We start from the raw sequence: 18,910 nt of genomic DNA on the forward strand, positions 1-18,910 counted from the left end.
CATGCGGTTCGGAAACCGCACACCGCAACGTTACCCACCAGTCCCGTCGGCACGTAGTGGCGACCGGCCCGAACGTGGCGGCACTGTTTGTTGCTCCCGGACAAACGGGCGCGGGTCGGACCCGTCCCGACTCGCCCGGACTCTCGCGTGGGCATCAACCGGCAGCCGGAAGGTGTGCGTGCGAACCTGTACAAGTGAGCGATCAGGGAAGTATCCGGGTATTTCTCCTCGACGACCACGAAGTGGTCCGCCGCGGCGTCCACGAGTTGTTGTCCCTGGAAGACGACATCGACGTGGTCGGCGAGGCCGGCACCGCGGCGGAGGCGCTGGTCCGCATCCCGGCGACCCGGCCGCAGGTCGCGGTGCTCGACGTGCGGTTGCCGGACGGCAGCGGGGTCGAGGTGTGTCGCGAGATCCGGGCCCGACTGCCCGAAGTGCGCTGCCTGATGCTCACCTCGTTCTCCGACGACGAGGCGCTGTTCGACGCGATCATGGCGGGCGCCTCGGGCTACGTGCTCAAGGACATCCGCGGCTCCGACCTGGTCGGCGCGGTCCGCGACGTGGCGGCCGGCAAGTCCCTGCTCGACCCGGCGGCCACCGCCCGCGTCCTGGAACGCCTGCGCGGCGGCCCGCGCGGCGACGCCCGCCTGGAGGCCCTGAGCGACCAGGAACACCGCATCCTCGACCTGATCGGCGAGGGCATGACCAACCGTCAGATCGGCGCCGAAATGCACCTGGCCGAGAAGACCGTCAAGAACTACGTCTCCAGCCTCCTCGCCAAACTCGGCATGGAACGCCGCACCCAGGCCGCGGCCTACGTGGCCCGCCAGAAGGCCGAGAAGAGACGCTGAACGAGGAATGGACGATCGCTCGGTCGGGTGAGCCCGATCAGGGGGTGTCCGAGGTCAGGACGACCTTGCCGGTGACGGTGCCCGACTCGGCCAGGGCCAGGGCTTCGGCCGCTCGGCCGAGCGGGATGCGGGCCGCCACCTGGGCGGTGATGGCGCCGGTGTCGAGCAGGGCGAAGACCTCGGTCAGGTCGGCGCGCAGGCGGTTTCGGAAGTTCGCCGGGCGGCGCTTGCCCGCCCAGATGTTGTAGAAGTGCGTGCGCCGGCCGTTGGGCAGCAGGTGCCACCACAGGAGGCGGCCCAACAGCTTGAACACGGGCAGTCGGGACGAACCGGGCTCGTTCTTGGTGGCCGCCGTCCCGTAGGAGACCAGCGTGCCGCCGCGGGCGAGCAGCCCGAACGAGTCGGCGATCCCGGCGCCGCCGATGTGGTCGAAGACGGCGTCGACGCCGTTCGGCGCGAGGGCGCGCACCGACGCCGGCAGGTCGGCGTCCCGGTAGTCCAGCGGGATCGCGCCCAGGGCGCGCACCGCGTCGTGGTGGCGCGGCGCGGCGGTGCCGATGACCCGGACACCGGCGTGGGTGGCCAACTGCACCAGCGTCGAGCCCACTCCGCCGTTGGCGCCGTGCACCAGCACGGTCTGCCCCCGACGAACCCGGGCGATGCGATGCAACATCTGCCACGCGGTGATCCCGTTGACGACGACCGTCTCCGCCTCGGCCGGGTCGATGCCCTCGGGCACCTCGACCAGGGCGGCGACCGGGAGCGCCACCAGGCTGGCCCACCCGCCGACCTTGGTCAGCGCCGCGAACCGGCGGCCGACCAACGCGGCATCGCCGCCGGGCCCGACCCGCACCACCGTGCCGACGAGGTCGTAGCCGGGGACGAAGGGGAAAGCCGGCTGGTCGTAGTACTTGCCGCGGCGCATCTGCTGTTCGGCGAAGGAGATCCCCGACGCCTCGACCGCCACCAGCACCTCTCCGGCCGCCGGCTCCGGCGCCGGACGCACCCGGACCTCCAGGCCGGCGGGCTCGACGATGCCCGGCAACACGATTTCGGTGGCCGAGGCGGTGGCGGTCTCGGGTGCGCTGGCATTCATCACGGCTCCATGTGATTACTATTAGTGTTTGTTATGGCCTCTAACTTAAGTGCGTACCAGTAGCGTGTCAAGGGATTGCCCACGCACTTGCGAGCGCGCTCCGGCCGGCGACCGGAGCCTCAGAGCGGCACCGACCAGGTCACCGTCGTCCCGTGTCCCTGCGGCCCCGGCCCGAACCACGCCCGGCCGCCCAACTCGGCCGCGCGACCGGCCAGGTTGGCCAGGCCGCTGCGCCGACCGCCCGGCGGGATGCCCACGCCGTCGTCGGTGACCGTCAGGTCGACCGTGCCGTCGGCCACCACCAGGCTCACCTCGACCCTGGAGGCGTGCGCGTGGCGGGAGGCGTTGGAGAGCACCTCGCGCAGTGCGGCCAGGAGTTGCTCGGCGACCTCGTCCGAGACGCTCGAATCCACCGGTCCCGCGAAGGTGACCGTCGGCTCGAAGCCGAGCGGGCCGGCCGCCGCGCTCGCCTCGCGCAACACCCGGCCCCGGACCCCGGTCGGGCCCTCACGCGGCGGGTTCTGCAACGCGAAGATGGTGCTGCGCACCTCGCGGATCGTCGCGTCGAGTTCGTCCACGGCCTGGTTGATCTTGACGGTCACGGCCGGCACCCTCGCCAATCGGGCCGCGCCCTGGAGCATCATCCCGGTCGCGAACAGCCGCTGGATGACCAGATCGTGCAGGTCCCGGGCGATCCGGTCGCGATCCTCGAACACCGCCAGTCGTTCCCGGTCGCGCTGGGCGCTCGCCAGCATCAGCGCGATCGCCGCCTGGCCGCCGAACGCCTGGGCCATCGAGCGCTCGGTCCGGTTGAACGGGACCGCCCCGATCCGCTTGTCCAACTCGAGCGCGCCCAGGATGCGATCGCTGGCGATCAGCGGTACGAACAGGCCCGGTCCGAAGCAACGGGACTGGTCCAGCAGCACGTTCGGATCGGTGCTCATGTCCGCGATGAAGATGCTGCGACCGGTGTTGATCGCCTCCGCGATCGGGCTGCCTTCGGCGACCACCGTGCCGCCCAGGCCCGCGAGGTCCTCGCCGGAGGTGACCTCGACCAGGTAGGAACCGTCCGGCTGGGGCAGGTACATCGCGGCGAAATCCGCCTCGGCCAGGCTGCGCGCCCGTTCCGCCACCACGGCCAGCGCCTCGTCCGGGTCCTGGGTGGTCAGCAGGGCCGTGGTGACGTCCGCCGAGCCCACGATCCATTTCTCCCGGCGGGCCGCGCTCTCGAACAGGCGCGCGTTCTCGATGGCCACCCCGGCCGCCGCCGCGAGCGCCCGGACCACCTGCTGGTCCTCGACGCTGAAGTCCGGCCGGCCGCGCTTCTCGGTCAGGTACAGATTGCCGAACACCTCGTCGCGAACCCGGATCGGCACACCCAGGAACGAGTGCATCGCGGGGTGGTTCGGCGGGAAGCCGTAGGACGCCGGATGCCGGGTCAGGTCGTCCAGCCGCAACGGTGCGGGGTGGTCGATCAACAGGCCCAGGATCCCCCGTCCGTGCGGGAGTTCGCCGATCCGCTCGCGGTCCTCGGCGGCGATGCCGACGGTGATGAAGTCGGACAGGTTGTGTTCGCTGCCGATCACCCCGAGCGCGGCGTAGCGAGCGTCCACCAGGTCGGCCGCGGCCTCGACGATGCGGCGCAGCGTGGTGTGCAGATCCAGGTCGGCGCCGACCGCGATCACCGCTTCGAGCAGACCCTGGAGGCGATCCCCGGCCGCCGCCGCCGAGCCGAGCCGCTCGACCACCTCGGCCACCAGGTCCGCCAGGCCGAGCGAGGCGCGGGCGGACGCTTCGGGCGTGCGGCCGAAACGATCCGTCCCGTCGGGCTCGTCGGCGCCGTCGGCGCCGTTGCCCGTCGCGTTCACCATGGGTGCAGCCTACGTCGGCAAATACTGATGAAAGCGGCAAATCACCCCGGACACGCGTACGGATCCCCGCCCACGGATCACGGGTGCCGGTCCGCACACGCAGATGCACGCGCACCCGGACGCGCACTCGCACGCGCGCCGGCACCCGCCCCCCGCCTCACACCCGCGCCGCGACCTCCGCCACCGCGTCCTCGCGGTCCAGCAGCGCCCGGAACGGGCCGGGCGTGCTGCTCAACCGTTCCCACGTCCCGCGCTGCGACACCCGTCCCTCGGCCAGCACGAGGATCTCGTCCACCGCGTGCAGCCCGGTGAGTCGATGGGTGACCAGCAGCGTGGTCCGGCCCCGGGTCGCATCCAGCAGGTCGGCCGTCAGCGCGTCGGCCGTGGGCAGATCGAGGTGTTCGGCGGGCTCGTCCAGCAGCAGGATCTCGAAGTCGGCGAGCAGCGCGCGGGCCAGCGCGAGCCGCTGCCGCTGGCCGCCGGACAATCGGGCGCCGTGCTCGCCGACCATCGTGTCCAGCCCCTGCGGCAACGTGTCCACCCAGTCCAGCAGCCGGGCCCGGGCCAGCGCCGCGCGCATCGCGTCCTCGTCGCAATCCGGGCGGGCCAGCCGCAGGTTCTCCCGCAGCGAGCTGTCGAAGACGTGCGCGTCCTGCGCGCACAGCCCGATCACCCGCCGTACGTCGTCCCCGGCGAGGTCGGTGATCGGTACGCCGGCCAGGGTCACCCGGCCCGCCGCCGGGTCCAGGAAGCGCAACAGCACGTTGGCCAGCGTGGTCTTTCCCGACCCGCTCGCGCCGACCACCGCGAGCCGCTTGCCCGGGGTGAGTTCGAGGTCGACGCCGGCCAGCGCGGGCGGGCCGTCCGGGGTCCAGCGCGCGTGCAGGTCGCGCACCGACAACGGGTGCGGCCCGGCGGGCAGCGCCCGCAGCGCGGTCGGCTCGTGCACCGGCACGGGTGCGTCGATCACCTCGAACACCCGTGCCGCCGCCCGCCGCGAGCCCTCCAGATGCCGGCCGGCGGCGGGCAACACCACGGTGGCCTCGAACGCGGCGAGCGGGGTGAGCACCACCAGCGCGAGCAGCACCCCGTTCAACCGGTCGGCGTGCACCGCCGCGACGCCCACCACGGCGGACGCCCACACGGTCGCACCGGACACCAGCGCGGCCAGCCCCGCCCCGACGCCCGCGCCCCGGGCCTGCCCCGCCTCGGTCGCGCGCAGTCGCGCGTCCACCGTGTCCACCTCGGCCAGCCGGGCGGGCGCACGGCCCGCCGCGATCAGTTCGGGTGTGCCGCGCAGCAGGTCGACCACGGCGCCGGCGAGTTCGCCGCGGACCGCGGCGACCCGGCGTTCCGCCCGCCGGGCGACCCGGCCGGCCAACCACGGCACCAGCACACCGGCGGCCAGCAGGCCGAGCAGCAACACCGCGCCGGCCTCGGGCAGTACCAGGGCGACGGTCAGCACCGCGCCCACGCCGACCACCGCCGCCACACAGGCGGGCAGCAGCGCGCGCAGGAAGAAGTCCTGTACCGCGTCCACGTCGGCGACCAGTCGGGAGAGCAGGTCGCCGCGGCGGAAGGCGGGCAGTCCCGCCGGCGCCAGTTGTTCCAGGCGTTCGTACACCCGCACCCGCAGCCGGGCCAGGATGCGAAACGCCGCGTCGTGCCCGATCAACCGCTCGGCGTAGCGGAACACCGCGCGGGAGACGCCGAAGGCCCGCACGCCGGTGACCGCGACCATCAGGGTCAGGACCGGCGGATGCTCCGACGCGCGCGAGATCAGCCAGGCCGACGTGGCCATCAGACCGACCGAGCTGCCCAGCGCGAGTGCTCCGCACAACACCGCGAGCGCGAGGCGCCCGCGCAACGGCCGGGCCAGCGCGAGCAGACGGCGGCCGGGCCCGGCGCCGGCGGCGACCGGCGGGTCCGCGAGCAGGGCATCGAAGGGCTGCTCGACGGCCGGGACGTCGTCCGCCGTCCGCGCGGCCTCGACCTCGGCCGCGGGCACCCCCGAGGGCGCGCCCGCCGGGTGCGCGCCCTCGGGCGCCGCCTGCGCCGGGCCCCCCGCGCCCACGGCCACCACCCGGTCGGCCAACGGCAGCAGCGCCGGCCGATGGGCGACCAGCACGACCGTCCGGCCGACCGCCAGTCGGCGGACCGCCTCGACGATGCCCGCCTCGCCGTCGCCGTCCAGGTTCGAGGTCGGCTCGTCCAGCAGCAGGATCGGCCGGTCGGCCAGGAACGCGCGGGCCAGCGCGAGGCGTTGCCGCTGGCCGGCGGACAGGCCCGCGCCGTCCTCGCCGAGCGGCGCGTCGAGGCCCCCTGCGGCCGCCACGAAGTCCGCCGCGCCGGCCGCGACCAGCGCGGCGTGTACCTCGGCGTCGTCGGCCTCCGGGCGGGCCAGCCGCACGTTGGCGCCGATCGTGCCGGCGAACAGGTAGGGCCGCTGCGGAACCCACGCGATCCGGGCCCGCCACGCGTCCTGGTCCAACTCGGCCAGGTCCACGCCGCCCACGGTGACCCGACCCGCCGTCGGCCGGATGAAGCCGAGCAGCACCGCGAGCACGGTGGACTTGCCACACCCGCTCGGCCCGGTCAGCGCGATCGTCTCGCCCGGTCGTACGGTCAGCTCCAGCCCGGCGGGCGCCGCGTCGGCCCGCCCCTCGTGCCGCACGCCCAGACCGGTCAGCACCAGCTCGGCCGAACGCGGGTCGGGCACCGGCGCGGATCCGGCCGGTGCGTCGGGGGTGGTCTCCAGGACCGCGAACACCCGGTCCGCGGCGCTGACTCCCTCGACGCTGGCGTGGTACTCGGCGCCGACCTGACGCAGCGGCAGATACGCCTCGGGCGCCAGGATCAGCACCACCAGCGCGGTCTCCAGGCTCAGCTCGCCGTCGACCAGACGCAGCCCGACGCCGACCGCGACCAGCGCGACCGAGATGGTGGCGAGCAACTCCAGCGCGAACGAGGACAGGAACGCGATCCGCAACGTCTTGAGGGTGGCCCGGCGGTAGTCGTCGGTGATCGTGCGAATCGACGCCGCCTGGGCCTTGGCCCGGCCGAACACCTTGAGCGTGGGCAGCCCGGCGACCACGTCCAGGAAGTGCCCGGCCAACCGGTTCAGGACCGTCCACTGCCGGTCCATGTACTTCTGGGTGGCCATCCCGATCAGCGCCATGAACAGCGGGATCAGCGGCAGCGTGACCACGATCGTCACGGCCGAGATCCAGTCGCCGAACACCACGCGCGCGAGCACCGCGACCGGCACGGTCACCGACAGCACCAGTTGCGGCAGGTAGCGGGCGAAGTAGCCGTCGAGCGCGTCCACCCCCCGGGTGGCCAGGGTGGTCAGCTCGCCGGAGCGCTCGTTGTTCAGCCAGGCCGGGCCGAGTTCGACCACGTGGGCGAGCAGTCGCGACCGCAATTGCGATTTCACCGCCGCCGAGGTGCGGTGCGCGATCACCTCGGTGAGCCAGGAGATCGCCGAGCGGGCCGCGATCACCCCCGCGAGCAGGCCCAGCTCCGGCCACAGGTCGCCGACGGCGGCGCCCTCCTCGAAGGCCGCCACGATCACCCGCGCGAGCAGGCCCGCCTGGACGAGCACGAGACCCGCGCCCGCCGTACCCAGCAACACCGTCAGGGCCAGAAAGCCCCGGGTGGCACGGGCGTGCGTCAGCAGGCGCGGGTCTACAGGCTTCACGAGCCGCTCTTTCCTCGGTGCGTCTTCGGTGCGGTCCTACGTGGTGCCACGCGCTGTCGGTGCGCTTACTTGCCGACCAGGTCGGCCGCGGCGGCACCGAAGGCCGGCTTGGTCGGGATGCTCTTGGTACTGATCCGCTTGCGGAACACCCAGTACGTCCAGGCCTGGTAGCACAGCACCACCGGGGTCATGAAGCCGGCGACCCAGGTCATGATCTTGAGCGTGTACGGCGTCGAGGACGCGTTGTGGATGGTCAGGTTCCACGCCGAGTCCAGGCTGGAGGGCATCACGTTCGGGAACAGCGACAGGAACAGCATCGCCACCGCGGCGATCACTGTCACGCCGGACAGCGCGAACGCCCAGCCCTCGCGGCCGATCCGGTTCATCGCCAGCGCGGCCACCAGCGCGAGCACCGCGACGATCAGCGCGGCCAGGGTGCGGCCGTTGCCGTGCTGGACCTGGGTCCAGATCAGGAACGCGGCGGCGAGCGCGGCGGTGACCAGGCCGAGCCGGCCGGCCAGCGCGTTGGCCCGGACCCGGACGTCGCCGTCGGTCTTGAGCGCGACGAACACCGCGCCGTGGAAGGTGAACAGCACCGTGGTGACCACGCCGCCGAGCAGCGCGTACGGGTTGAGCAGGTCGAACAGGTCGCCGACGTACTCCTTGTTCGCGTCGATCGGCACCCCGCGGACGATGTTCGCGAACGCCACGCCCCACAGGAACGCGGGCACCAGCGAGCCCCAGAAGATCGCCTGTTCCCAGCCGCGCTTCCAGCGGTCCTCGTCGCGCTTGGCCCGGTACTCGAACGCGACCCCGCGCAGGATCAGCGCGACCAGGATCAGCAGCAGCGGCAGGTAGAAGCCGCTGAACAAGGTGGCGTACCACTCGGGGAAGGCCGCGAAGGTGGCCCCGCCCGCGGTGATCAGCCACACCTCGTTGCCGTCCCAGACCGGGCCGATGGTGTTGATCAGCACCCGGCGCTCGGTCTCGTTGCGGGCCAGCACCTTGGTCAGGATGCCGACGCCGAAGTCGAAGCCTTCGAGGAAGAAGTAGCCGATCCACAGCACGGCGATCAGCAGGAACCAGAATTCGTTGAGTCCCATGTCACTCTCCCCTTAGTACGCGAAGGCGAGCGGACGATCGGCGTCCTCGCCGCCCGACGGATCGTCGGGGTCCTTGTCCACCGGCACCTTGATCGGCTCGGGGCCGGCCTTGACGTAGCGCCGGATCAGGCCCAGTTCGACCACCGCGAGCGCGCCGTAGAGCAGCGTGAACACGATCAGCGAGGTGAACACCTCGCCGGTGGACACACTCGGCGACACGCCGGCCTCGGTCTTGAGCACGCCGAACACCAGCCACGGCTGGCGGCCCATCTCGGTGAAGATCCAGCCGAACGAGTTGGCCGCGAACGGGAACGCGATGGTCCACAGGCCGATCCGGTACACCCACGGATTGCTCGGGAGATCGCGCTTGCGCCGGGTCAACCACAGGCCGACCAGGCCGATGCCCGCGGTGACCATGCCGACGCCGATCATCAGTCGGAACGACCAGTAGGTGACGAAGATGTTGGGCCGGTAGTCGCCGGGGCCGAACTTGACCACCGACTGTTCCTGGAGGTCGTTGATCCCGGGCAGCTCGGCGTTGAAGTCGTTCTTGGCCAGGAAGGACAGCGCGCCGGGGACCTCGATGGCGACCTTGTTGTGGCCCTTGTTGACATCGCCGTAGGAGAAGATCGAGAACGGCGCCGGCTTCGAGGTCTCCCACAGTGCCTCGGCCGAGGCCATCTTCATCGGCTGCTGTTCGTACATCAGCTTGCCCTGCATGTCACCGGTGAGCGCCAGGCCGATGCCCGCCAGCACCGAGACCCACAGGCCCAGCCGCAGCGACGGGCGGAACACCGCGACCTCGTTGCGCTTGCGCAGGTGCCAGCAACTGATCCCGATCAGGAAGCCGCCGGCGACCAGGAACGCGGCCGGGAGGATGTGCAGGAAGGCGGCGATCGCGGTGTTGTTGGTGAGCACCGCGACGAAGTCGGTCAGCTCCGCGCGGCCGGTCTCCGGGTTTATCCGGTAGCCGACCGGGTGCTGCATCCACGAGTTCGCGGCCAGGATGAAGTAGGCCGACAGGATCGTGCCGATCGCGGCGGCCCAGATGGTGGCCAGGTGGATCTTCTTCGGCAGTCGCTCCCAACCGAAGATCCACAACCCCAGGAAGGTCGACTCCAGGAAGAACGCGACCAGGGCCTCGATGGCGAGCGGGGCACCGAAGATGTCGCCGACGAAGCGCGAGTAGTCGGACCAGTTCATCCCGAACTGGAACTCCTGCACGATGCCGGTGACCAGGCCGAGCGCGAAGTTGATCAGGAAGAGCTTGCCCCAGAACTTGGTGGCCCGGAGGTAGTGCTCCTTGCCGGTGCGCACCCACGCGGTCTGCAGGCACGCGACCAGGATGGACAAACCCATCGTGAGCGGGACGAAGAGGAAGTGGTAGACGGTCGTGATGCCGAACTGCCACCGGGCTACGTCGAGTGTTTCGACGGCGAGGTCCATGGGCCCCTCATTCCTCCTGATCGCCGGTCGTGTCTCGCACGCGAGCGCACGTTTGGTTCACGGTGCACACGGTGCGGGCGCGCATACCGTCCGACACTCCGTCGAACAGACCCGGATGAACCGGGATGGATCTGCGATCGAACCGGGCAATACTTTGTGAATGGGTTCACAAAGTCGAGCTTGTGCATCCGTTCACAAACACTAGCGAGCCCTCCCGGGCACCCCTTGAGGGGGGTACCCGAGAGGGCTCGAAGTGGTCCGAACGGACCCAAACGACGACGATCGCCGGACCTGCCCGGCGCCGGGCGGTCGGACGGTCGGACGGGCTGCCGGAGCCGGGGCCTAGGCCGACATGAACCGCGCGGCCTGCTCCAGGAAGATCGTGTTCGCCTCGGTCTCGCCGATGGTGATCCGGCATCCCTCACCCGCGAACGGCCGGACGCTGACCCCGGCCGCCTCGCACAGCGCGGCGAACTCCTCGGTGCGCTCGCCCAGCCGCAACCAGACGAAGTTGGCCTGCGAGTCGAAGACCGTCCAGCCCTGGCCGATCAGCGTCTCCAGCACCCGCTCCCGCTCGGTGACCAACGCGTCGACCCGCTCCAGGAGTTCGGCCTCGGCGCCGATCGAGGCGATCGCGGCCACCTGGGCCAGCCGGTTCACCGAGAACGGCATCCCGGTCTTGCGCAGCTCGTCGGCCACCGCCTCGTGCGCGATGGCGAAGCCCACCCGCAGGCCGGCCAGGCCGTACGCCTTCGAGAAGGTGCGCAGCACCACCACGTTGGGCCGCTCCCGGTAGATGTCCACGCCGTCCGGGACCTGCTCGTCCCGGATGAACTCGCGGTACGCCTCGTCCAGTACGACCAGCACGTTGCGCGGCACCCGGTCCAGGAAGCGCTCCAGCTCGGCGCGGTGGATCACCGTGCCGGTGGGGTTGTTCGGGTTGCACACGAAGATCAGCCGGGTCCGCTCGGTGACCGCGGCGGCCATCGCGTCCAGGTCGTGGCTCTCGTCGGCGAGCAGCGGGATCTGCACCGGCGTCGCGCCCGCCAGCAGCACCAGCAGCGGGTACGCCTCGAACGAGCGCCACGCGTAGATGACCTCGTCACCCTCGCCGGCCGTCGCGTTCACCAACTGCTGGGCCACGGTCACCGAGCCGGTGCCCGCCACGATGTGCGACGCGGGCACCCCGAACCGCTCGGCGATCGTCCTTGCCAACTCCGCGTTCGCCGGGTCCGGGTAGCGATTTATCTCGCCGACCGCCTCGGCCACCACCTTGTGCACGCTGGGCAGCGGCGGGTACGGGTTCTCGTTGGACGCGAGCTTGTACGCGGGCAGACCCGCGGCGGCCACCGGCGGGCGGCCCGCCTTGTAGACCGGGACTCCGGCCAGGGCCGCGCGGAACCGCACCGTGCCGTTGTCGTCCGTACCTGGGGCGTTGTGCTGGGTCACGCCCGTCCTCCTCGCATACTGGTCGGGGTGCCTGGGCGCACGTCCCGGTCGTCTCACTCTATGGTCCGCCGGCCCGGTAGGGGATCGTCGGTACGGACGAGGAAGTCGCCGAAGGTTCAGGGGTAGGTATGGGGCGATACGTTTCTTCGTAAAGCAATGACATGAACCGGGCCAGGGCGGCGCATTCGGCCTACTGTCGGGACGATGACAGCGCCAGATGTACCGCGTGTGGGGCGGCGGATCCGGGTGGGCATCCGGGACGTCGCAGCGGCTGCCGGGGTGTCGATCACGACGGTCTCCGACGCGCTCAACGGCAAGGGCCGACTGCCCGACACGACTCGGCTGCACGTGCGCGAGGTGGCGGACCGGCTGGGCTATCGGCCCTCGGCCGCGGCCCGCACGTTGCGCACCGGTCGGTCGGGGCTGCTCGGGTTGACCACGACGATGCGTTCCACCGAGCCGTTCGCCCTGACCGAATTCGCCTGGTTCGCCGAGTTGGTCCGCTCGGCCACCGCGACCGCGCTGGATCTGGGCTACGCGCTGGTGGTGTTGCCCGCCTCCTCGCCGCACGACGTGTGGGGCAACGTGGCGCTCGACGGCACGATCGTGGTCGACCCGACGGACGACGATCCGCTCGTGCACGAATTGTTGCGCCGCGGCGTGCCGGTGGTCAGCGGCGGACATCCGGGCTCCACCCCGGTCTACGGCTGGGTGGACAACGACCACGTGGCGGCCGTGCGCTGTGTGCTCGACCACCTCGCCCAGGCCGGCGCGGGCCGGATCGGGCTGCTGGCCGCCTCGGACGGACCGGGCGCGAGCAAGGGCATCGCCGGCTATCGCGCGTGGTGTGCGGACCGGGGCGTGCCGCCGATCACCGAGGAGTACGAGGCACGCACCCCCGGCGCCGGTCGGGCCGCCGCGGCGCGCCTGCTCGACCGCACGCCGGACGCGGTGTTCGGCCTGCACGAGGGGTGTGCGGCCGAACTGCTCGCCGCCGCCCGGGCCCGCGAGTTGCGGGTGCCCGACGACCTGCTGTTGGCCTGTTGCGGCGAAGGGGCCGACCCGTCGGTGACCTCGCTGAGCCTGCAACCGGCGCTGGCCGGCGCGTGGGCGGTGGAACTGCTGGTGGGCGTGATCGAGGACGCCGGGGCGGGGCCGCTGCTGCCCGCCCAGCGCACCGTGCCCACCCGGTTGTCCGTGCGCGATTCCTCCACTCGACGCTGACCGGCGCGCGCCCGGGCCGGGCTCGGGGGCGCCGGGTGGGACCGTCGCGGCTGCACGCACAATTGAGCGTGGTCCGTTCCGCCGTGCCCGCACGAGAGATACGGTCCAGGAATCATCCGAATCGGACCGGGTGAGCCGCAGCCGAACCCGGCTGTTGTGCGTCTTGGTTCACGACGGGTGTCGGCATCGCCGCCGTACGGTGGTGCGGATCGTGAAGAAAGGAACCTTCTGGTGAGCAACGTCTCGGCTACACCGGCCCCGATGGGCGCCGCAGCGGAGCAGGACGCCCCGCTGTACGTGGTCGGCGACGTCCACGGTCATCTGGAGGAACTCAAGGCCGCCCTGCGGGCCCGGGATCTGATCGACGCGGACGCGCACTGGTGCGGCGGCCGGTCCCGGCTGTGGTTCCTGGGCGACTTCACCGATCGTGGTCCGGACGGCATCGGCGTGGTCGAACTGGCGATGGCGCTGGCCCGCGAGTCGGCCGAGGTCGGCGGCAGCACCCGGATGTTGCTCGGCAACCACGAGATCCTGCTGCTCGGCGTCTTCCGTTTCGGCGACCACCCGGTGCCGGTGGCCGGCGGGTCGACCACCTTCCGCGAGATCTGGCTGCGCAACGGCGGCATGCAGTCCGACCTGGACCGCTTCACCGAGGAACAGGCCGACTGGCTGGCCGCGCAGCCGGTCGCGGCCGTGGTCGACGGACACCTGTTGATCCACTCCGACAGCAACGCCTACCTCGAATACGGCGACACCATCGAGGAGGTGGACGGCGCGGTCGCGGACATACTGCGCGAGCCGGACCCGCTCGCGTGGTGGGACCTGTTCCGCAACCTGACCCGGCGCGGCGCCTTCATGGGCGAGGTCGGCCCGTACGCGGCGGCCGACCTGCTCAGCGAGCTGGGCGGCCGGCGGATCGTGCACGGTCACACCCCCATCCCGTACCAGACGGGCGAGGACCCCTCGACGATCGTCGAGCCGCGCGTGTACGCGGACGGACAGGTGATCAACCTGGACGGCGGCATCTATCTGGGCGGCCCGTGTCTGGTCGCGCGCCTGCCGCTGACCGGCGCCTCGTCGGGCCTGCTGCCCAGCGCGTTGGAGGAGACGCAGGGTCGTGAATACGACCTGGGCGACCTCGGCGAAGAGCCCCAGTCGTAGGGAACTCCCTGCCCAAAAGCCGGGGGCGCACCTTATCATCACTGGTATCCGCCTCGACACCGTCAGGTGCTTTTGCGGGTCGTTGATCCACCGACAGCTTGCACGGGTCCCCTGACGGGCCCGGCGGACGCGGGAAACGCCCGCGCGGCCTCATTCGGGGGATCCGATGCAACACTGGTTTGGAAGTGACGAGCACCGCCGTCAGTACGAGCAGTTCGTCGATGACGCGCTGCACCTGGAGGAGACCCTCTCCGGTCTTGCGGCGGTACCCAACCTGAACGTCGAGCAGTTGCGGACGGCCACGTTGGACGCGACCCCGTCGATCGCGGACGCGGCACGCGACGAGTACGACCGCTACGAACGTACAGAGCAACGTTTCGAGGCGGGAGTCCGGCAGGACTTCGGCGCATCGATGATCGAGGTCGGCGAGAGCTTCGGCTGGTTCGCGCTCGCCACCGCGATGGCGGTGATCGTGGCCGGCATCTCGGCGGTCGTCTTCCTGATCGTGGGCTACGTGTTGTTGCCGCTCACGGTGGACGACTCGTCCATGCAGCACACGATGCAACTCGCCTCGCTGGCGGCCGTGGGCATCTCGCTCGGGGCGGCGGCGATCGGGGGACTCGCGATGTTGGCGGTGGCCGCGCGCAATCGGGCCCGGCCGATCGGCGAGATCGAGATGCATCTGGCGCGCGAGGAATGGCGTCGGGCGATCCTGCACCGGGGCATCCTGCCGTTCATGCGCTCGCGTCTGCGCGAGGCATCCGACGAGGGCACCACCCTCCTCGGCTGACCGACGATCGGCGCCGGTCCTCCCGCCCACCGGGGGCGGGAGGACCGGATCACGCCGTCGGGATCCGGTTGGGCCACACAATGGGCGACATGGTCGGCAAACGCGGGAAGGTCACCGGGGGAATCGGTCCCGGGCTGGTGGGCGAGGTCATGATCGAGGTGCGCGGTGGGGTGGAGGCTTTCCTCGCGTACTCGGCATTGCCCGGCGAGGAACACGCGGTGGGGTCGTTGGTGGTGATCGTGGAATACCTGCCGCCGCGCACGGTGTACGTGGCGTCGGCCTTCGGCTGACGTTGCGCGGGGCGGGCCCGTACGGACGAACAGCCTTGTGGGAGCTCCCGGTTCGGTGTGTTTCACGCCGGTGGGGGCTCCCGCTTCGGTGCCCGGCACGCCGCTGGGGAGCTCCCTCTTGGCGGGTCCACCGATGGCGAGGACACTCCGGGAACAGGCCAAAGGGGGAATGTTCCGTGCTCTATACCGTGCTCGCCGTGCTCGGTCTGCTCGTGGTCCTGATCGTGGTCTTCAAACTCATGTGGCGCGTCGCCGAGCCCAACGAGGCGCTCGTCATCTCCGGCTCCCGGCACCACACCGAGGGCCTGGGCGAGGGCATGGGATTTCGTATCGTCACCGGGCGCGGCACCCTGGTGCTGCCGTTCGTGCAGGCGGTGCGCAAGCTCTCGCTCGACCTGAACGAAGCGGAACTCTCGGTCGAATGTGTCACCACCCAGGGCATCCCGCTGCGGGTGCAGAGCGTGGTGATCTTCAAGATCGGCGACGACTACGTCTCGATCGCCAACGCGGCCCGCCGTTTCCTGGACCAGCAGAAGCAGATGGAGTCCCGGGTCCGCAAGGTGCTGGCCGGTCATCTGCGTTCGATCGTCGGCGGGTTGACCGTCGAGGACATGATCCGTGACCGGGAGAAGCTCACCGCGCACGTGCGCGCGGCGTCCGGGTCGGACATGGAGAAGCTCGGGCTGATCGTGGACAGCCTGCAGATCCAGGAGATCGAGGATCCGACCGGCTACATCAAGAACATGGCCGCGCCGCACACCGCGGCGGTGATCCGGGACGCGCGGATCGCCGAGGCGCTGGCCACCCGCAAGGCCACCGAGGCCGAGCAGGACGCCAAGGCGCGGATGGCCCAGGCCACCCGGGACAGCGAGATCCAGCAGGCCGGCTACCAGGCCGAGCGGGACGAGGCCACCGCGCGCTCGCGCCAGGCGGGACCGCTGGCGGACGCCGCGGCCAAGCAGGAGGTGGTGGTCCAGGAGACCCGGGTCGCCGAGTTGGAGGCCATGCGGCGCGAGCAGCAGCTCCAGGCGGACGTGCGCAAGCCGGCCGACGCGAAGGCGTACGAGACCCGCACCCGGGCCCAGGCCGAACGCGACGCGCGGATCTCGGCGGCCGAGGCGAGTGCCCGGGAGACCGAACTGGCCGCGATCGCCGACGCGGAGGCGACCAAGGTGCGCGGGCTGGCCGCCGCCGAGGCCACCCTGGCGACCGGCAAGGCACAGGCCGAGGCGGCCAAGGCCAAGGGCCTCGCCGAGGCGGCCGCGATCGCGGCCCGCGCGGCGGCCCTGGCGGAGAACCAGGAGGCGGTCGTCGCCCAGCAACTAGCCGAGAACTGGCCGGAGATCGTCCGGGCCGGCGCCGAGGCCTTCGGCAACGTGGACCACATGGTCCTGCTCAACGGCGGCGACGGCATGGGCGACCTGTTCGCCAAGGCCCTGACGATGGGCGGCACGGGCCTGGGCATCGCCCGCCAACTCCTCGCGGGCGGCAACGGCAACGGCAATGGCGCCAAGCCCGCAACGGACGCTGTGCCCAAGGAATCCGTCCGCATCGAGGTGGAGGTCGACCCGATCGACCCGACCCCGGAACCGGAGCTTCGGCTCACGAAGGACTCGGAGAGCTGACCGCGACGCATCTTCCGCAGCGGTGGCCGGACCCGTGGATGTGGGGTCCGGCCACCGCTGCGGGCGGCTTTGTCGGGGCTGGGCGGGCGCGGCTTCGGGGCGCGGTCCTGCGGCCGCGGGCGCGGCTTCGGGGGGCGGTCGGGGCGGCTGCGGGGGGTCGGGGCGCGGCCGGCTCCGTCGGGGCCGGGTCGGGGTGCGGTCTCGCGGCGCGGCTTCCACAGGAGCGGCGCTTCCCGCCGGCCGTCGGAGTCGGCCCCAAGGAGTTCCAACGGTTGACCCGCATCCAGCACGTCGCGCGAACCCTGCTGCTGGACAACGAACGGCGCCATCCGGCGACCGCCCTCGATCACCTCATTCGTTGCCTGAGCCCCCGGGGCCGGCCCTGCGCCCCCGGGCGGCCCGCGAACCGGCGGGCCGGCCCGGACAGCCGACCGGCCATCAGGGCCCGGCCGGGTCAGCCCGCAAGGGAGACGGGCCACGACGGGCCGTCCGGCGCTCCGCACCGCACCGTCTGAGTGCCGTCCGGATCGATGTCGAGGCCGAACGTGTCGAAGGCCGGGCGTCCGACCGAGTTCCACCAGGACCAGGCCGCCGCAACCTCGTCCCACAACCGCCGGGGCCCGTGTTGGCGGAGCGGCGGCGGCTCCCGCCTGATCACATGCCGCAGACCCGTTCGTCCTGTTTGTGTTCCGGCCATGCAACGAGCATGGCCGGCCGAGATGTCCGTCATCAGCCCATGAAGGCGTACCTGCCATGGGTAGACTCGCCACATAGTGTGACGAAGCATGGACCAGGGGGTCACCGGTCGTGACCCGTGACGTACTGCCGACCGCGCTACCGCGCCGAGTGCTCGACCGCGATGACGTGCGCCAGGCCCTGCGTGATCACGACTTCGGCACGGTCTTCCGGCTGGCGCGCAAGTACGGCGGGATCAGCTATCAAAAAATCGCCGACGCCTGCGACATCAAGCCCGACCGGGTCGGCACACTCGCCCGAGGGGAAGGGCGCATCACCACCGTCGAGAAGATCCGCCAGATTTCCGACGCCCTCCGCGTGCCGGGACTCATGGTCGGCATCGCGCCCCGGGAGTGGGAATCGCGCCGCGATGCTCTGCGCGGTGAAACGCCGACGCCCGTTCCGACTGTCCGCTCGATGGAAATCCCGTCGATCGACGACGAAATGGATTCGCTGGAATTGGGCCGTCGCGCTACGGCGAGCGACGTGGGCGACGAGACACTGATCCGCCTGGAAAACGCCTTCGACGCCTTGGCCGTCGACTACTCCAAGGTCCCCCCGCACGACCTCCTTGTCCGGACACGTCGCTACCTTTCCTACGCGACGCATCTTTTCGAAGCGCGAAAGACACTGGCCGAGCATCGGCGACTGGTGACCGTCGGAGGACGGCTTGCTCTGATGGGAGCAACGCTACAGATCGATCTCGGTCGGCAGCGTGCGGCGACGGCCGGTTTGAGGACTGCCGTGGATCTGGCCAAGCAGGCCGATCGGCCCGAGCTTGAGGCTTGGTGCTACGAGACCGATGCCTGGAGGGCTCTTGTGCAGGGGGACTACGCGCGGTCCCTGACACTGTCCGGTGCGGCTCGAAGCCTTGCCCCCAAAGGGAGTTCGGTGGCCATCCAGGCAACCGCCCAAGAAGGCCGGGCATATGCCCGACTGGGTCGGTCACGGGACACCTACGACTCGATAGCGCAAGTCCACGGCTTCGTATCGCACCTGCCGGCGACGAACCATCCGGAGCATCACTACCACTACGATCCCGACAAATCGACGTCGTATACCGCGACCACGCTCTCCTGGCTGGGTGATCCGGCTGCCGAGGACTACGCCCGAGAGGTGATCGCCCGGCTCGCCCCTGCCCCGGGCGCGAGATTGACCCGCCGGGCCGCAGTGGCACATCTCGATCTGGCCCTGATCCTGCTCACCCACGACCACCTCGACGAGGCATGCGACGTGGCCGGGCGGGCAATCCACTCCAAGCACGTCGTGCCCTCCAGCCATTGGCGAGCCCTCGAAGTCGTGAAAGCGATCGAAAGCCACCGCCTCCCGGAAGCTGCGGACCTCAGGTCGGCATACGAGGAATTGAAGCTCTCCCAAACCACAACCACTTGATCGGGCCCACATCCAACGCAAGCACGCTCTACAACAGCATCCACCGCGCCGACGACGAACTGTTGGTCAACGCTCACATCCGGCGTCTCTATCGCCTGCGGAACGGCTCTCCCGTCCCGGAACCCGATCGACTCGGTACGGCGCACCAGGGATCCCCGGCTTCCCACTCCTCCTCAA

At 71.0% G+C, this 18,910-nt stretch carries 13 protein-coding genes; 7 read left to right on the forward strand and 6 right to left on the reverse strand.

Features of this window, described 5'->3' with window-relative positions; all coding sequences use genetic code 11:
* The first annotated feature begins 194 nt into the window (after positions 1-194).
* Positions 195-851: a response regulator gene (locus ACH4U8_RS33350; RefSeq protein WP_395782199.1), complete on the forward strand. Its 657-nt coding sequence runs from the start codon at positions 195-197 to the stop codon at positions 849-851.
* Positions 852-888: 37 nt separating this feature from the next.
* Here the strand turns inward: ACH4U8_RS33350 and ACH4U8_RS33355 are convergent, their stop codons facing one another.
* The 6 genes from ACH4U8_RS33355 to hisC form a co-directional block, all read right to left on the reverse strand.
* Positions 889-1,947: a medium chain dehydrogenase/reductase family protein gene (locus tag ACH4U8_RS33355; protein WP_395782201.1), complete on the reverse strand. Its 1,059-nt coding sequence runs from the start codon at positions 1,945-1,947 to the stop codon at positions 889-891.
* A 119-nt stretch (positions 1,948-2,066) separates the two neighbouring features.
* Positions 2,067-3,818, reverse strand: coding sequence for a GAF domain-containing protein (locus tag ACH4U8_RS33360; protein ID WP_395782203.1), 1,752 nt, complete (start codon positions 3,816-3,818; stop codon positions 2,067-2,069).
* A 157-nt stretch (positions 3,819-3,975) separates the two neighbouring features.
* Positions 3,976-7,518, reverse strand: a complete 3,543-nt coding sequence (gene cydD / locus ACH4U8_RS33365; RefSeq protein ID WP_395782205.1) for a thiol reductant ABC exporter subunit CydD — start codon at positions 7,516-7,518, stop codon at positions 3,976-3,978.
* A 65-nt stretch (positions 7,519-7,583) separates the two neighbouring features.
* The gene (gene cydB / locus ACH4U8_RS33370; protein WP_395782207.1) at positions 7,584-8,621 is read right to left on the reverse strand and encodes a cytochrome d ubiquinol oxidase subunit II; all 1,038 of its coding nucleotides are present in this window, start codon (positions 8,619-8,621) and stop codon (positions 7,584-7,586) included.
* Between the two features lie 12 nt (positions 8,622-8,633).
* Positions 8,634-10,067, reverse strand: a complete 1,434-nt coding sequence (locus tag ACH4U8_RS33375) for a cytochrome ubiquinol oxidase subunit I (RefSeq protein ID WP_360315714.1) — start codon at positions 10,065-10,067, stop codon at positions 8,634-8,636.
* A 342-nt stretch (positions 10,068-10,409) separates the two neighbouring features.
* Entirely contained in the window at positions 10,410-11,474 is a 1,065-nt protein-coding gene (hisC, locus tag ACH4U8_RS33380) for a histidinol-phosphate transaminase (RefSeq protein ID WP_379992128.1), read from the reverse strand.
* A 246-nt stretch (positions 11,475-11,720) separates the two neighbouring features.
* On the opposite strand from hisC, the gene ACH4U8_RS33385 reads away from it, so the two are divergent.
* The 6 genes from ACH4U8_RS33385 (at position 11,721) to ACH4U8_RS33410 (ending at position 18,733) form a co-directional block, all read left to right on the forward strand.
* The gene (locus ACH4U8_RS33385) at positions 11,721-12,740 is read left to right on the forward strand and encodes a LacI family DNA-binding transcriptional regulator (protein ID WP_360315718.1); all 1,020 of its coding nucleotides are present in this window, start codon (positions 11,721-11,723) and stop codon (positions 12,738-12,740) included.
* Between the two features lie 231 nt (positions 12,741-12,971).
* Positions 12,972-13,901 (forward strand): metallophosphoesterase family protein, encoded by a 930-nt coding sequence (locus ACH4U8_RS33390; protein WP_395782209.1) that lies wholly within the window; start codon positions 12,972-12,974, stop codon positions 13,899-13,901.
* A gap of 166 nt (positions 13,902-14,067) precedes the next feature.
* Positions 14,068-14,691, forward strand: coding sequence for a hypothetical protein (locus tag ACH4U8_RS33395; RefSeq protein WP_360315722.1), 624 nt, complete (start codon positions 14,068-14,070; stop codon positions 14,689-14,691).
* An 80-nt stretch (positions 14,692-14,771) separates the two neighbouring features.
* Complete coding sequence (locus ACH4U8_RS33400; protein ID WP_360315824.1) at positions 14,772-14,981, forward strand: hypothetical protein; 210 nt, start codon at positions 14,772-14,774, stop codon at positions 14,979-14,981.
* A gap of 239 nt (positions 14,982-15,220) precedes the next feature.
* Positions 15,221-16,606, forward strand: coding sequence for an SPFH domain-containing protein (locus ACH4U8_RS33405; protein ID WP_360315827.1), 1,386 nt, complete (start codon positions 15,221-15,223; stop codon positions 16,604-16,606).
* A gap of 807 nt (positions 16,607-17,413) precedes the next feature.
* Positions 17,414-18,733 (forward strand): transcriptional regulator, encoded by a 1,320-nt coding sequence (locus tag ACH4U8_RS33410; protein ID WP_395782211.1) that lies wholly within the window; start codon positions 17,414-17,416, stop codon positions 18,731-18,733.
* Positions 18,734-18,910: the final 177 nt, after the last annotated feature.

The organism is Embleya sp. NPDC020886 (assembly GCF_044333915.1).
Lineage (GTDB): Bacteria > Actinomycetota > Actinomycetes > Streptomycetales > Streptomycetaceae > Embleya.